Below are 15102 nucleotides of genomic sequence, written 5' to 3' on the forward strand. Positions count from 1 at the left end.
CTCTAGAAAGAGGTCATTCTATGGGAATTGAAGAACAACTTGGCGAAATCGTTATCGCCCCACGTGTACTTGAAAAAATTATTGCTATTGCTACTGCAAAGGTAGAGGGGGTTCACTCTTTTTCAAACAAATCAGTATCTGATACCCTTTCAAAACTTTCACTCGGCCGTGGTGTTTATCTAAAAAACGTGGACGAAGAACTCACAGCAGATATCTATCTCTACCTTGAGTACGGAGTAAAAGTTCCTAAGGTAGCTGTTGCTATCCAGAAAGCTGTTAAAGATGCCGTCCGCAATATGGCTGATGTTGAACTCGCTGCTATCAATATTCACGTTGCCGGTATCGTTCCAGATAAAACACCAAAACCAGAATTGAAAGATCTATTTGACGAGGACTTCCTCAATGACTAGTCCACTATTAGAATCTAGACGCCAACTCCGTAAATGCGCTTTTCAAGCTCTCATGAGCCTTGAATTCGGTACGGACGTCGAAACTGCTTGTCGTTTCGCCTATACTCATGATCGTGAAGATACGGATGTGCAACTTCCAGCCTTTTTGACAGAGCTAGTTTCTGGTGTTCAGGCTAAAAAGGAAGAACTAGACAAGCAAATCACACAGCATTTAAAAGCAGGTTGGACCATCGAGCGATTAACGCTCGTGGAGAGAAACCTCCTTCGCTTGGGAGTCTTTGAAATCACTTCATTTGACACTCCGCAGCTGGTTGCTGTTAATGAAGCTATCGAGCTTGCAAAGGACTTCTCAGATCAAAAATCTGCCCGTTTTATCAATGGACTGCTCAGCCAGTTTGTAACAGAAGAACAGTAAAAAAACAGTAAAAAGAAAAAGTGTTTGACAGATATCAAACACTTTTTTCTTTGCCTACCACTATCTAAAAAAATGATAATAGACATAATTGTAAACAAAAATCCAGATGGGTTTTGCATAAATGAGAAAGTTGAAAAAACTATGGCACAGGATGGTGATTTTTAGGTTCTTTGTCCAACGGTAGACAAGGGCATAGAAGAAACCACCTAAACTATAAATAATCAAACTGATAGGATCGCGGTGAGTTAGGATCAAATGACTAAGTCCAAAGATAAGAGCAGATAAGATAACGTCCAGATGGTACTTGGACTGGGGGAAAAAGGTATTCATAAAATACCCTCTATGAATCAGTTCCTCTAATATAGGTGCGACGACTACTGTTAAACTAAAACTGAGAACAGTTGATAGAAAAGTTGGTTGCCCATTGGAGTATAGAATCGAAAGAAGGTCTTGAAAGATATACTTGTTATCAATTAAGTGATGAAACTGTAACTGAAAAGCATCCACCAATTGACGATCAAAATAAGTAGCCACTAGACCAACTACAAGGTAAAAGAATCTTAACTTCTTTGAACCCTTTTTTTCAAAAATATAGAGCATCTCTTTCTTTTTGAGCCAGTAGATAAATAATAGCAAAAGAGCTATTACTTCAACTGTTAAAAAGATAAAATAGCCATCTATCCCCCATCCCAAAAACTTAGTTAGATGCATAATCCCTAACTCTGGTAGATAAATCGATAGAAATACCAGTAAGATAAAGACTCCCAAATGCCCTAGTTTTTTCATACTTACCCCTTTAAATTATTAGACTATTAAGGTATAATTCCGTTACCATAACCAGTCATTCTATTACGTATTGTACTCGAATCAGTTGCAATGCTATAAGCATAAGGCCAACTCCAATTTATATCATCAACCAAATCATGCCACCACCTGAAACTTGCTCTAAGTCCTCAGATGAAAGAACTGTAAATGTATCTGTACCAATCATGTCAAGTAACTCCTTAAAATAAATTTTTGTAAGCTTACATCTACAGTACACATCTTTTTGTCTATTTTATAGCCTATCTCCTCAACTGTCAATTTTTCACCCTAAATGGTAGCTTTACTCATTGAGAAATAAGAAATTGATAAAAGAGATTTCTCTATCTTCCCATTAAATTAGAAAAAGTGTTTGACAATTATCAAACACTTTTTCTTTACTTCCTACTATCTAAAAATCAAATAATAGATATAAAATAAGAGCGACGGAGCATAGGGAATCGCATTATAGAAACTATGACAAACAATAGTAAATCGAAGACTACCCGTAACTCGATAAGTAACTGCAAATAGAAGACCGAGAATACTATAAATGATGAGACTGATGGGGTCACGATGGGATAGAACCAAGTGACTGAGCCCAAAGATAAAAGAAGACAAGATCACATCCAAATAAAATTCCGACTTCGGAAAGAAGGTATTCATAAAATAACCCCTATAGATTGTCTCCTCAACAACAGGTACAATCGAAATGTTAAAGATTAAAAATATAAGACTTGATAGAGTCGTTTCTCTTCCGTTTAAGTAAAGTTCTGAAAGAAGGTCTTGGAAAATAAAACTATGGTCAATCAATCGAATATTCTGCATTCTAAATCCATTTAAAAAAGAATAGATAAGAAAGCAAGCCACTAAGAAAGCGAGATAAGACCAGCGCCAACTCTTTTTCTCGAAGATAAAGAGCATTTTCTTCTTTTTCAACCACAAAACGAATGAAAAGAAAATAAGCAACACTTCTCCAACTAGAAAGATTATATAGCTGTCCATTCCTAGACCAAAGATCCTAGCTAGAGTTATAGCCCCTAATGGCGTTAAATAAATGTACAGGAACATTAAAATCATACAGATTCCTAAATGTATTGTCTTTTTCATTCTTTCTCTCCTAATGGTAAACTCTCTATTAGGGGAATATAGAGGATATACTATTGATTTGTTTTTCTTATTTATCTAGAGTATTCATGTTTATCCATGCTCTATTATCAAAATAGCTAGAACAATTTGTTCTAGCTTTTAAATTTTCTTAGTATTTTCTAAAGCGTTGGTAACGTTCTTCGATAAGTTGGTCGAGTGGTAGTTCTTTCAACCTATCTAGTTCTGCACGCAATTCATTTTTAACGCAACCTAGCAGTTCTTTACTTGACAGCCCTGCCTCTGAGATTACCTTGTCTACAATTCCCATTTCTAGGAGTTCATGTGAAGTGATTTTCATCAATTCCGCTGCTTCCATAGCACGACTTCCATCCTTCCAAAGGATAGAGGCAAATCCTTCCGGGCTAAGTACGGCGTAGATTGAGTTTTCTAACATCCAGACACGATTAGCTACGGCTAGAGCTAGGGCCCCACCAGATCCACCTTCACCGATAATAATCGCGATGATTGGAACCTTGAGGTCACTCATTTCCATCAGGTTTCGGGCGATTGCTTCACCTTGTCCACGTTCCTCGGCTCCAACACCTGGGTAAGCACCCGCCGTATTGATAAAGGTCACAACTGGACGGCCAAACTTTTCTGCCTGTTTCATCAGGCGAAGAGCCTTACGATAGCCTTCTGGATGAGGTTGTCCAAAATTTCGTTTGAGGTTGTCATGAAGACTCTTTCCCTTTTGGATACCAAGGACAGTTACTGCTTGGTCACCTAACCAACCAATTCCACCGATAACCGCACCATCATCACGAAAAGAGCGGTCTCCATGCAATTCGATAAACTCATCAAAGATTCCATTGGCAAAATCAAGTGCAGTCAAGCGACTCTGCTCGCGTGCCTCTCTGACTATTTTTGCAATATTCATCCGCGACTTCCTCCATGCAATCTCACTAATTTAGCAATTGTTTCAGGCAATTCTCTCCGTTTGACAATTGCATCAACAAATCCATGTTCAAGCAGAAATTCTGCCTTTTGGAAGTCATCCGGCAAGGTCTCACGAACTGTATTTTCGATAACACGACGTCCAGCAAAACCAACCAAACTCTGTGGCTCCGCTAGGATAATATCCCCTTCCATAGCAAAAGAAGCGGTCACCCCACCTGTTGTCGGATCGGTTAAAATAGTTAGGTAAAAAAGTCCTGCCTTGGAATGGCGTTGAACTGCCGCAGAAATTTTAGCCATCTGCATCAAGCTCATGATTCCTTCTTGCATACGAGCTCCACCAGAAGCTGTGAAGAGAACGACTGGCAAGTTTTCTACCGTTGCATACTCAAACAAGCGCGTGATTTTTTCACCCACAACGGTTCCCATAGAAGCCATGATAAAGTTTGAATCCATGATCCCAAGGGCAACTTTTTGTCCCTTGATGCTAGCTGTACCAGTTAGTACGGCTTCATCCAAACCTGTCTTTTCACGCATAGTAGCCAATTTTTTCTGGTAGCCAGGAAAGTTTAATGGATCTTGAGTTTCAATACCTGTAAACATCTCCACAAAGCTGTCAGAATCAATCGTCAAATCCAAGCGTTCCTGAGCTGAAATACGGAAAGTATAGCTACAATGGGGACAAATTCGTTCGCTCCCAAGATCCTTTTGATAAATGGTGTGTTTACAACCAGGACACTGGGAAAAGAGTTCATCCGGAACCTCAGGCTTGGCTTGTGGTTTCTGCCTTACGGAACGGTTAGGATTAATCCGAATATACTTATCCTTTTTACTAAATAGAGCCATAACTCCCCCTTTTAGTTCTCATACTATTTGAAAGTCTATTCTTTTTCTTGGTATTTTGGCAAGAAAGTTTCCATCAAGAAGGAAGTATCGTAGTCACCAGCGATAACTCGGCGGTCTGAAATCAGATCCAACTGGAAGTCTGCATTGGTTTGCACTCCTTCAATATCAAGTTCATAAAGTGCCCGTTGCATCTTCATAAGAGCATCAAAACGATTCTCCCCATGAACAATGATTTTGGCAATCATACTATCATAGTAAGGGGGAATGGTATAACCTGGATAAACTGCTGAGTCCACGCGCAAGCCAACTCCACCACTTGGTAGATAGAGATTGGTAATTTTACCTGGGCTTGGGGCAAAGTTAAATGCTGGATTTTCCGCATTGATCCGGCACTCGATAGCATGACCTCGTAGGACGATATCTTCTTGTTTGAAAGGTAAAGGTTGCCCGGCAGCAATGCGAATCTGTTCCTTCACGATATCAACACCTGAAACAAACTCTGTGACTGGGTGTTCAACTTGCACACGAGTATTCATTTCCATGAAGTAGAAATTGCCACTCGCTTCATCGAGAAGAAATTCAATCGTCCCTGCATTTTCATAGCCTACAGACTCTGCTGCACGAACGGCTGCAGCACCAATTTCATGACGAAGGGTTTTGCCAATCGCAATGGATGGGCTTTCTTCTAAGACCTTTTGGTTATTCCGTTGGAGTGAACAGTCCCGTTCACCAAGATGGACAACATGACCCTCTTGGTCCGCAAGAATCTGAACTTCGATATGACGAGCTGGATAAATCACACGCTCAAGATACATAGCGCCATTTCCAAAATTGGCCTTGGCTTCACTGGATGCTGTTTCAAAGGCTGCGACCAAGTCTTCTGCCTTTTCAACCTTACGAATCCCTTTTCCACCACCACCTGCCGATGCCTTAAGCATGACTGGATAGCCAATTTTTTCTGCAACTGCAAGCGCCTCTTCAGCCGTATGAACTTCACCATCAGATCCTGGGATAACTGGAACCCCAGCCTTTATCATTTGCTCACGCGCATTGATCTTATCTCCCATGGTATCCATTACAGCCCCAGAAGGGCCGATGAACTTAATTCCCACTTCATCACACATCGTGGCAAACTTGGAGTTTTCGCTAAGAAATCCAAAACCTGGATGGATGGCTTCTGCTTCTGTCAATACTGCAGCAGATAAAATCGCATTGATATTGAGATAAGACTCAGTCGCCTTACCAGGTCCGATACAGATAGCTTCATCCGCTAGAAGTGTGTGAAGAGCTTCCTTATCAGCAGTTGAATAGACTGCTACGGTCGCAATGCCTAATTCACGCGCAGCTCGAATAATGCGAACCGCAATCTCACCACGGTTGGCAATCAAAATTTTACGAAACATGGAGAACCTCCTTAGTTTCCAATTGCAAAGGTAAGAGTACCACTCGCTGCAAGCTTACCATCTACTTCAGCCTTTGCTTCAACCACAGCAATCGTACCACGACGTTTGACAAAAGTAGCTGTCATGACTAATTGGTCACCTGGTACAACTTGCTTCTTGAACTTAACCTTGTCCATGCCAGCATAGAAGACCAGTTTCCCTTTATTTTCAGGTTTGGACAATTCCAAGACACCAGCAGTCTGAGCCAAGGCTTCCATGATAAGAACACCTGGCATAACTGGGTATTGAGGAAAATGACCATTGAAGAAAGGTTCGTTGATGGTCACATTTTTAATGGCAACAATGGTATCCTCGCTCACTTCCAAGACACGATCCACTAGGAGCATGGGGTAGCGATGGGGTAGAGCTTCTTTGATTCCTTGAATATCGATCATTTGATACGTACCAATCCTTTACCGAACTCAACCATTTCTTCATTTGAAACGAGAATTTCTGTCACCACACCATCTTTAGGTGCAGGGATTTCATTCATGACTTTCATGGCTTCGATGATCACCAAAGTCTGACCTTTTTTAACACTGTCTCCAACTGTGACAAAGGCAGGTTTATCTGGTCCAGCGGCCAAGTAAGCCACCCCTACAAGTGGGCTCTCAACGACATCACCCTCTGGAGCAACCGTCGTTTCAGCTGGTGCTGGAGCTTCTTCCACTGCACTCTCTACTGGAGTTGAAGGGGCAGAAACTACTGGACTTGCAGCTACTGCAGCTGGTACTGGAGCAACTTGAGCTGGTGCTTCAGAAGCCATTCTTGCTTCATTCTTACTAAACTGCAATTCGTCCGTTCCGTTTTTATAAGAAAATTCTCTCAAACTTGATTGGTCAAATTGAGCCATCAAGTCCTTGATTTCATTTAAATTCATAATTATTTATTCTCCCAACGTTTGAAAGCAAGAACCGCATTGTGTCCACCAAAACCAAAAGTGTTTGAAATAGCATAAGGGATTTCTTGCTCCAAGCCTTGTCCATAAACGACATTCGCTTCGATATAGTCTGATAACTCACTTGTTCCAGCTGTCATTGGTACATAGTTATGACGCATGGCTTCGATGGTAGCAATGGCTTCCACTGCTCCTGCAGCACCAAGTAAGTGTCCTGTAAAGGACTTGGTTGAAGATACAGGTACTTCTTTACCAAGAACAGCTACGATAGCACCACTTTCTCCTTTTTCGTTAGCAGGAGTTGAAGTTCCGTGGGCATTGACATAAGCCACTTGCTCTGGAGAAATTTCTGCTTCTTCCAAAGCCAACTTCATAGCCTTAATCGCACCTTGACCCTCTGGATGAGGTGAAGTCATATGGTAAGCATCACAGGTATTACCATAGCCAACTACTTCAGCCAAGATAGTTGCACCACGTTTTTCAGCATGTTCAAGGCTTTCAAGAACCAACATCCCTGAACCTTCTCCCATCACAAAACCATTACGGTCTTTGTCAAATGGAATAGAAGCACGAGTTGGATCTTCCGTAGTTGATAGGGCAGTCAATGCTTGGAAACCAGCGATAGCAAAAGGAGTGATAGATGATTCTGATCCACCAACTAACATGACATCTTGGAAACCAAACTTGATAGAGCGGAAGGCATCCCCAATGGCATCGTTTGATGAGGCACAGGCTGTATTGATTGATTTACAGATACCGTTTGCTCCGAAGCGCATAGCAACATTTCCTGAAGCCATATTTGGCAAGGCTTTTGGAAGTGTCATTGGTTTAACGCGTTTTGGACCTTTTTCATGAAGACGGATAACCTGATCTTCGATTTCTTTAATTCCCCCAATACCAGAAGCCACGATGACACCAAAGCGATCTTTATCAATTGCTTCTACATCAAGATTTGCATTTGTCACCGCTTCTTGAGCCGCATACAAGGCATACAAAGAATAGTTGTCAAAACGGTTGGTATCTTTTTTGACAAAGTATTTATCAAATGGGAAATCTTGAACTTCTGCCGCATTGTGCACAGCAAATTCGCTGTGGTCAAACTTAGTGATTTCTCCAATTCCAATCTTCCCAGTTTGCAAACTGTTCCAAAATTCTTCTGGAGTATTTCCGATAGGAGAGGTCAATCCGTAACCTGTTACTACAACTCGATTTAGTTTCATCTGTCTTACCTATATCTTTCCTTATTTTTTACATGCTAAGTCCGCCATCAACAGCGAGAACTTGTCCAGTCAAATAATCCTGTCCAGCCAGGAACACTGTAGCATCTGCGATATGTTCTGCTTGACCAAAATGTTTCATTGGGATTTGGGCCAATGTCGCTTCCTTGACCTTATCAGACAAAACAGCCGTCATATCTGACTCGATCATCCCTGGTGCAAGAGCATTTACTCGTACGTTGCGATTGGCAACTTCACGTGCAACTGACTTGGTAAAACCAATCAAACCTGCTTTAGAAGCTGCATAGTTGGCTTGTCCGATATTTCCCATCAAACCGACCACACTAGACATGTTGATAATCGCACCTTCACGTGCCTTGATCATCTGTTTCAATACTGCTTGCGTCATGTTGAAGGCACCTGTCAAGTTGATCTTAATCACTTTTTCAAAGTCTTCTTCGGTCATCTTGAGCATAAGCGTATCTTGAGTGATCCCAGCATTGTTGACCAAGACATCGACAGAACCGAGTTCTGCAATCGCTTGATCTACCATACGCTTGGCATCTGCAAAGTCTGAAACATCACCTGATATCGGTACTACTTTGACGGCGTAGTTTGAAAACTCAGCCAGCAATTCTTCTGGGATTGCTCCGCGACTATTCAAAACTACATTAGCGCCTAGTTGGGCAAATTTGTGAGCAATGGCAAGTCCGATACCACGACTTGAACCTGTTACAAAGACATTTTTATTTGTAAGTTGCATTCTATCTCTCCTGTTTCCTGTTGTATTTTGTGGGAGAAGGGATCATTAGTTTCCTAACAAAGCATCCAAGCTTGCTTGGTCTTCAACGTTAGCTAGCTGAGCTGTTTTATCGATTTTTTTGACAAAGCCTGATAAGACCTTACCAGGACCAATTTCAATAAAGTTGGTTACCCCAGCATCCTGCATCACAGCAATACTTTCATAAAAACGAACAGGTTCTTTGACCTGACGCGTCAAAAGCTCTTGGATTCGATCTTTTTCCATAACAGCAGCTTCCGTATTGCCGACTAGTGGGCAAGTGAAATCAGCGAAACTTACTCCCTCAAGAGCTTCAGCTAGTTGCTGACTGGCTGGCTCAAGAAGGGCAGTATGGAAAGGACCAGATACATTTAAAGGAATCAATCGTTTAGCTCCTGCTTCCTGCAAGAGTTCAACTGCGCGGTCAACCGCAGCCACCTCACCACCGATGACGATTTGGCTTGGGGTGTTGTAGTTAGCTGGAGTCACTACTCCAACTTTAGAGGCTGTTTCACAAGCTTCCTCAATCACTTCAACTGGAGTATTAAGAACGGCAACCATCTTCCCAGAGCCTGCAGGTGCAGCCTCTTCCATATAAGCACCACGCTTAGCAACCAAGGCAACTGCATCCTCAAAGTCCAAGGCACCACTTGCTACAAGAGCAGAATATTCCCCGAGGGACAGTCCTGCCACCATATCCGGCTGATAACCCTTTTCTTTCAATAGTCGGTAAATAGCAACCGAAGTCGCTAAAATAGCTGGCTGCGTATAGCGAGTCTGGTTTAACTTGGTTTCTTCCTTATCGATCAAGTCACGAAGGTCATATCCCAAAACCTGACTGGCTTGGTCAATTGTTTCCTTGACGATAGGGTAGCGATCATAGAGATCACGCCCCATCCCTAGATACTGAGCACCTTGACCCGCAAATAGAAAGGCTGTTTTAGTCATTTCTTACAACTCCTGCCCAACGAGAGGCTTCTTCTTGAATTTTCTTGGCTGCGCCATAGTATAGATCTTTTAGGATTTCTTCGACAGTTTCCTCTTTAGAAACCAAACCAGCGATCTGACCTGCCATGACAGATCCACCTTCCACATCTCCATGAACAACGGCTTTAGCTAGAGCACCAGCCCCCATTTGTTCAAAGATTTCTAAATCTGGATTTTCTTGTTTAAAGGCATCTTTTTCAGCCTGCTCAAAGTCACGTGTCAATTGGTTTTTAATGGCACGAACAGCATGTCCAAAGTGTTGAGCGGAAATAGTCGTATCAATATCACGCGCTTTTAAGATTTTTTCCTTGTATTTTGGATGGGCGTTAGATTCCTTAGCTACTACGAAACGCGTACCAACTTGAACGGCCTCAGCACCAAGCATAAAGCCTGCAGCGACACCTTCACCGTCCGCAATTCCTCCAGCTGCGATAACTGGAATTGAAACAGCTGCAGCAACTTGGCGAACCAAGGTCATCGTCGTTAATTTACCAATATGCCCACCGGCTTCCATTCCTTCTGCAATAACTGCATCTGCACCAATTTTTTCCATGCGTTTTGCCAAAGCAACACTTGGAACAACAGGAATAACAGTAATTCCTGCATCATGGAAACGAGTCATGTATTTACTTGGATTTCCTGCACCAGTTGTCACCACCTTGACCCCTTCTTCAATCACGAGATCAACGATGTCTTCTACAAAAGGTGACAAGAGCATGATGTTGACACCAAAAGGTTTGTCCGTAAGTGATTTGATTTTATCGATATTAGCCTTTACGACCTCTTTCGGTGCATTCCCACCACCGATGATCCCTAGACCACCAGCTTTTGATACTGCACCAGCCAAGTCACCATCAGCAACCCAGGCCATTCCTCCTTGAAAGATAGGATAATCAATGTTCAATAATTCTGTAATACGTGTTTTCATAGTGCCTCCATCATTCCTTGCTTACGTAATAGTTCGATGAGTTTATCATTTGAGTTTCAAACTATTACCTAAACAAGAGGGAGTGGGTTTCCCCTACTCCTTCTAGTAATATGTTAATTATTTTGTTTGCTCTTCAACGTAGGCAACCAAGTCACCAACTGTTTTCAAGTTATCTTCTGCTTCGATTTGGATATCGAAAGCATCTTCGATTTCAGAGATTACTTGGAACAAGTCCAATGAATCTGCATCCAAATCATCAAAAGTAGATTCAAGTGTTACTTCTGATGCGTCTTTCCCAAGTTCTTCAACGATAATTTCTTGTACTTTTTCAAATACTGCCATGATAGGACTCCTTTAAAATATAAAAAATTTATAACTATGTGTTTACCACATGATTACCTAGATTGTAAGAATGAGTGTGCCCCATGTCAAACCTCCACCGAAGCCTGATAGGAGAATCGTCTGGCTACCATCTAAACGAATCATGCCATTCTCCACACACTCTGATAGCAAAATCGGGATACTTGCTGCACTGGTATTTCCATACTCCATCATATTGGCAGGAAGCTTGTCTCGGTCTACGCCGATCTTCTTAGCCATCTTATCCAAAATGCGGATATTTGCCTGATGAAGCAAGAGATAATCCAATTCCGATGCTGCGATTGGACCATTTTCAATGGTTTCTTTGATCGACCTAGCAACATCACGATTTGCAAAATCAAAAACTGCTCGTCCATCCATCTTCAAAAAAGCAGGAACTGCTTCTTGATCTGAGAAAGGAGAAGCCAAAGCCGTTTGACCATAGGTCAAACACTCGCTCCGAGAGCCATCCGTATAGAGACTTTCCACAAGGAAGTGACGTGTTTCGCTCGCTTCCAAGAGAACCCCACCAGCACCATCCCCAAAGAGAACAGCTGTTGAACGATCTGACCAGTCAACTGCCTTGGATAAGGTCTCAGCCCCGATAACAATCCCTTTTTTGAACTGTCCAGAACTTAAAAATTTTTCTGCAGTTGAAAGAGCGAATACAAAGCCACTGCAAGCTGCTGTCAGATCAAAGGCGAAAGCTCTGTGCGCTCCGATATTTGCCTGAACTCGAGCTGCTGTGGAAGGCATCATCGAGTCTGGGGTAATCGTCGCTACAATGATAAAATCAATCTGATCCGCTGTTAAGCTCCCTTTAGCCAACAAGCTCTTAGCTACTTCTGTCGCCAAGTCACTTGTAGACTCTGTTTTTGAAATATGTCTCTGTTTAATTCCTGTCCGACTTGAAATCCACTCATCGCTTGTGTCCATGATTTGGGCTAAGTCATGATTAGTGACCACTTGCTCTGGAACATAATGAGCAACCTGGCTTATTTTTGCAAAAGCCATTATTTCAAATCCTCCAAAAATTGATAAAGGTTCGTTAAGCCTCTGCCCATGACTTCTTTTTCCTCAGGGCTCATGCCATCGATGATTTTTTCGACCATAGCCTTGTGGAATCGTTTATGAAGACGGTGAACCAAACGACCTTGCTTTGTCAAATGCAGATAGACCACGCGACGGTCTTGGTCAGAACGAATACGCTCAATATAACCTTTTCTTTCCAGGTTATTCAAACTCGTCGTCACTGTCCCAAGAGTTACCATCAGTTCTTTTGAAACCTTACTTGGCGTTGCCTCCGGGAACTTCCCAATCACATCAATCGTGTGCATTTCTTTGATGGAGATGTCTTTGAATCGACTACCTCGTAAGCTAACCTCCTCGATCACAAGGACGTTATTAAAAATAGATGTTAGATAATCATTTACTTGTTGGTAGTCCAAACTTTTTCCCTCCTCCTCAAAAAAACTTTTACAATCAAAACATTTGATAAAAGAAGTATAACAAACTTCAAAAAATTGTGCAAGTATTTTTTTACATTCCTGTAAATTTTGGTCTTCTTCTTTCAGAATGCGCTCGAACCCCTTCTTTAAAATCTTCAGTTAGAGATAACGATTCTTGTAGTTTCAATTCTAATTCAGCATAATTCTGCCAATCCTTAAATTGACTTTCCCAAACTAGCTTTTTAATCGCTGCGTATGAGTTTGCTGAACCTCTTCTTAATTTTTTCAAAACTTGTTCTCTTGTTTTTTCTAATTTGTCAACTTCACAAACACGGTATACCACGCCCCATTCCAGTGCTTTTTCAGCAGTCAAGGCTTCTCCTGTCATGGCAAGTTGTGCAGCTCGTGTTACCCCGATACTACGACTCAAGAGATGAATCCCACCAGCGTCTGGTGCCAAGCCAACTCCAACAAAGGCTTGAATGAATTTTGCCTTGTCAGTCGCCAAACAAAAATCAACTGCTACTGCCATATTTGCTGCAGCACCAGCAACCGCTCCATCTACCTCCATCAAAACAGGTTTAGGAATTTGCTTGATTTTAAAAGAAATTGTATTGACTAACTCTGCAATCTTATTCAAAGAAGGGATATCATCTTCGTCCACTGCGCGTTTCATCTCAACCAAGTCTCCCCCAACTGAAAAGACCTTCCCATTAGCATTAATCAAGATGAACTGCACAGCTTGATCCTGCTCCGCTAGAGTCAAAGCTTCTAAAATTTCCTCACACATTGGGATATGGAAACCATTTGCCACTTCGGGACGATTCAAAGTAATGATAGCCAGATCATCTACGATCTGATATAAGATATGATTCATAGCTTCTCCTTTTCTTTTATAAGGCAATGAAATTGTTTTATCATCAAAGTATACCTTTTTTTGGATAAAGAGGCAAGGAAAAACTAAAGGAAAGTGTCTCAGCTGATTATTTACCCATCATTTATGAGTCTGAGTAAAATTTGACCCTCTTACTTTTAAACTGTTATCGCTTTTCAGAATAAGTTAGTGTTTTCTTCTATTATAATAGGAAGTTATTTTCTTCATTGAAAAATGCCCCTCTTTCTGCTATAATCGTATAAAATACTTACTTGAGGAGTCCTTATGAAGGTTGTAAAATTTGGCGGAAGCTCGCTTGCCTCTGCTGGTCAGTTAGAAAAAGTCTTAAATATCGTTAAAAGTGATAAAGAACGCCGTTTTGTAGTTGTTTCTGCACCCGGAAAACGCAATGCTGAAGATACCAAGGTGACTGATGCCTTGATCAAATACTATCGCGACTATGTGGCTGGAAATGACATCAGTGCTAGCCAAAGCTGGATCATTGACCGTTATGCCGCTATGGTTAGTGAACTAGGGTTAAAACCTGCTGTTTTAGAAAAAATCTCTAAAAGTATTCGGGCCTTGGCAACTCTTCCTATAGAGGACAATGAATTTCTCTATGATACCTTCCTAGCGGCTGGAGAAAATAACAATGCCAAATTGATTGCAGCCTACTTTAACCAAAACGGTATCGATGCACGCTATGTTCACCCAAGAGAAGCTGGGATCGTTGTCACAAGTGAACCTGGAAACGCACGTATCATTCCATCTAGTTATGATAAGATTGAAGGCTTGGCTGATAGCAACGAAGTCCTTGTCATCCCTGGTTTCTTTGGTGTGACTAAGGAAAATCAAATCTGTACTTTTTCACGTGGAGGTTCAGATATCACAGGTTCTATCATTGCAGCAGGTGTTAAGGCTGATCTCTATGAGAACTTTACAGACGTAGATGGTATCTTTGCTGCCCATCCTGGTATTATCCACCAACCACACTCCATTCCTGAATTAACCTACCGTGAAATGCGTGAGTTGGCTTACGCTGGATTTTCAGTCCTTCATGACGAAGCCCTTCTTCCTGCCTACCGAGGAAAAATTCCTCTTGTCATCAAGAATACCAACAACCCTGACCACCCAGGTACGCGCATTGTTTTAGAACACAGTAGTGATAAATTCCCAGTAGTAGGGATTGCGGGTGACTCAGGATTCGTCAGCATCAACATGTCAAAATACCTCATGAACCGCGAAGTCGGATTTGGTCGCAAGGTTCTGCAAATCCTTGAGGACCTCAACATCGGTTGGGAACACATGCCTACAGGTATCGACGATCTTTCAATCATCCTCCGCTCCCGTGAATTAACTCCTATCAAAGAAGAAGAAATTCTACGTCAACTCGTTCAAAAAGCTGAAGTGGACCATGCTGAAATCGAACATGACCTTTCCATCATTATGATTGTTGGAGAAAAGATGAAGAGCCATATCGGGGTAACTGCTACTGCAACACGTGCTTTGTCTGAGAATAAAATCAACATCCAGATGATGTCCCAAGGTTCAAGTGAAGTTTCCATCATGTTTGTTGTCAATAAAGAGCAAGAAAAAGCAGCTATCAAGGCTCTCTATCATGCCTTTTTCGGTGAAAGTAAGGAAGACTAATC

At 41.7% G+C, this 15102-nt stretch carries 18 protein-coding genes; 3 read left to right on the top strand and 15 right to left on the bottom strand.

The genetic code is table 11. The annotated features are described in order from the left end of the window. Positions 1-20 precede the first annotated feature (20 nt). A complete protein-coding gene (locus NMM25_RS06300; protein ID WP_000510584.1) occupies positions 21-410 on the top strand; it encodes an Asp23/Gls24 family envelope stress response protein in 390 nt (129 codons plus the stop codon). Beyond that, positions 403-825 (top strand): transcription antitermination factor NusB, encoded by a 423-nt coding sequence (nusB, locus tag NMM25_RS06305; protein WP_000203659.1) that lies wholly within the window; start codon positions 403-405, stop codon positions 823-825. Before NMM25_RS06300 ends, nusB begins: the two co-directional genes overlap by 8 nt. A 60-nt stretch (positions 826-885) precedes the next feature. On the opposite strand, the gene NMM25_RS06310 is transcribed toward nusB, so the two are convergent. The 15 genes from NMM25_RS06310 to NMM25_RS06380 all read right to left on the bottom strand — a co-directional run bounded on the left by NMM25_RS06310 (position 886) and on the right by NMM25_RS06380 (position 13453). Next, positions 886-1611 (bottom strand): CPBP family intramembrane glutamic endopeptidase, encoded by a 726-nt coding sequence (locus NMM25_RS06310; RefSeq protein ID WP_254736298.1) that lies wholly within the window; start codon positions 1609-1611, stop codon positions 886-888. Between the two features lie 423 nt (positions 1612-2034). Further along, complete coding sequence (locus NMM25_RS06315; protein ID WP_254736299.1) at positions 2035-2736, bottom strand: CPBP family intramembrane glutamic endopeptidase; 702 nt, start codon at positions 2734-2736, stop codon at positions 2035-2037. Positions 2737-2884: 148 nt separating this feature from the next. Continuing rightward, the gene (locus tag NMM25_RS06320) at positions 2885-3652 is read right to left on the bottom strand and encodes an acetyl-CoA carboxylase carboxyl transferase subunit alpha (RefSeq protein ID WP_254736301.1); all 768 of its coding nucleotides are present in this window, start codon (positions 3650-3652) and stop codon (positions 2885-2887) included. Further along, entirely contained in the window at positions 3649-4515 is an 867-nt protein-coding gene (accD, locus tag NMM25_RS06325; RefSeq protein ID WP_001173374.1) for an acetyl-CoA carboxylase, carboxyltransferase subunit beta, read from the bottom strand. Before accD ends, NMM25_RS06320 begins: the two co-directional genes overlap by 4 nt. Before the next feature lie 35 nt (positions 4516-4550). After that, on the bottom strand, positions 4551-5918 hold the full coding sequence (gene accC / locus NMM25_RS06330; RefSeq protein ID WP_000488663.1) for an acetyl-CoA carboxylase biotin carboxylase subunit: 1368 nt from the start codon (positions 5916-5918) through the stop codon (positions 4551-4553). 11 nt (positions 5919-5929) lie between these two features. After that, positions 5930-6352 carry a 3-hydroxyacyl-ACP dehydratase FabZ gene (gene fabZ, locus NMM25_RS06335; RefSeq protein ID WP_000565515.1) on the bottom strand — a complete coding sequence of 141 codons (423 nt, stop codon included), beginning with the start codon at positions 6350-6352 and terminating at the stop codon, positions 5930-5932. Beyond that, positions 6349-6837 (bottom strand): acetyl-CoA carboxylase biotin carboxyl carrier protein, encoded by a 489-nt coding sequence (accB, locus tag NMM25_RS06340; RefSeq protein ID WP_001052297.1) that lies wholly within the window; start codon positions 6835-6837, stop codon positions 6349-6351. The genes fabZ and accB overlap by 4 nt, the downstream gene beginning before the upstream one ends. A gap of 2 nt (positions 6838-6839) precedes the next feature. After that, the gene (gene fabF, locus NMM25_RS06345; RefSeq protein ID WP_000774052.1) at positions 6840-8075 is read right to left on the bottom strand and encodes a beta-ketoacyl-ACP synthase II; all 1236 of its coding nucleotides are present in this window, start codon (positions 8073-8075) and stop codon (positions 6840-6842) included. A gap of 28 nt (positions 8076-8103) precedes the next feature. Next, positions 8104-8835: a 3-oxoacyl-[acyl-carrier-protein] reductase gene (gene fabG / locus NMM25_RS06350; RefSeq protein ID WP_001177609.1), complete on the bottom strand. Its 732-nt coding sequence runs from the start codon at positions 8833-8835 to the stop codon at positions 8104-8106. 45 nt (positions 8836-8880) lie between these two features. Beyond that, the gene (fabD, locus tag NMM25_RS06355; RefSeq protein ID WP_000167648.1) at positions 8881-9801 is read right to left on the bottom strand and encodes an ACP S-malonyltransferase; all 921 of its coding nucleotides are present in this window, start codon (positions 9799-9801) and stop codon (positions 8881-8883) included. Continuing rightward, positions 9794-10768, bottom strand: coding sequence for an enoyl-[acyl-carrier-protein] reductase FabK (fabK, locus tag NMM25_RS06360; protein ID WP_000857452.1), 975 nt, complete (start codon positions 10766-10768; stop codon positions 9794-9796). Before fabK ends, fabD begins: the two co-directional genes overlap by 8 nt. A gap of 117 nt (positions 10769-10885) precedes the next feature. After that, complete coding sequence (locus NMM25_RS06365; RefSeq protein ID WP_000257840.1) at positions 10886-11110, bottom strand: acyl carrier protein; 225 nt, start codon at positions 11108-11110, stop codon at positions 10886-10888. A 57-nt stretch (positions 11111-11167) separates the two neighbouring features. After that, the gene (locus NMM25_RS06370; protein WP_000852970.1) at positions 11168-12142 is read right to left on the bottom strand and encodes a beta-ketoacyl-ACP synthase III; all 975 of its coding nucleotides are present in this window, start codon (positions 12140-12142) and stop codon (positions 11168-11170) included. Further along, positions 12142-12576, bottom strand: a complete 435-nt coding sequence (locus tag NMM25_RS06375) for a MarR family winged helix-turn-helix transcriptional regulator (RefSeq protein ID WP_000386338.1) — start codon at positions 12574-12576, stop codon at positions 12142-12144. The genes NMM25_RS06370 and NMM25_RS06375 overlap by 1 nt, the downstream gene beginning before the upstream one ends. A 91-nt stretch (positions 12577-12667) precedes the next feature. Further along, complete coding sequence (locus NMM25_RS06380) at positions 12668-13453, bottom strand: enoyl-CoA hydratase (RefSeq protein WP_001015588.1); 786 nt, start codon at positions 13451-13453, stop codon at positions 12668-12670. Positions 13454-13735: 282 nt separating this feature from the next. Between NMM25_RS06380 and NMM25_RS06385 the strand changes: the two genes are divergently transcribed. Beyond that, positions 13736-15100, top strand: coding sequence for an aspartate kinase (locus NMM25_RS06385; protein WP_000869634.1), 1365 nt, complete (start codon positions 13736-13738; stop codon positions 15098-15100). The last annotated feature ends 2 nt before the right edge of the window (positions 15101-15102 follow it).

The organism is Streptococcus sp. CF10-1 (assembly GCF_024295825.1).
In the GTDB taxonomy this organism is placed as follows: domain Bacteria; phylum Bacillota; class Bacilli; order Lactobacillales; family Streptococcaceae; genus Streptococcus.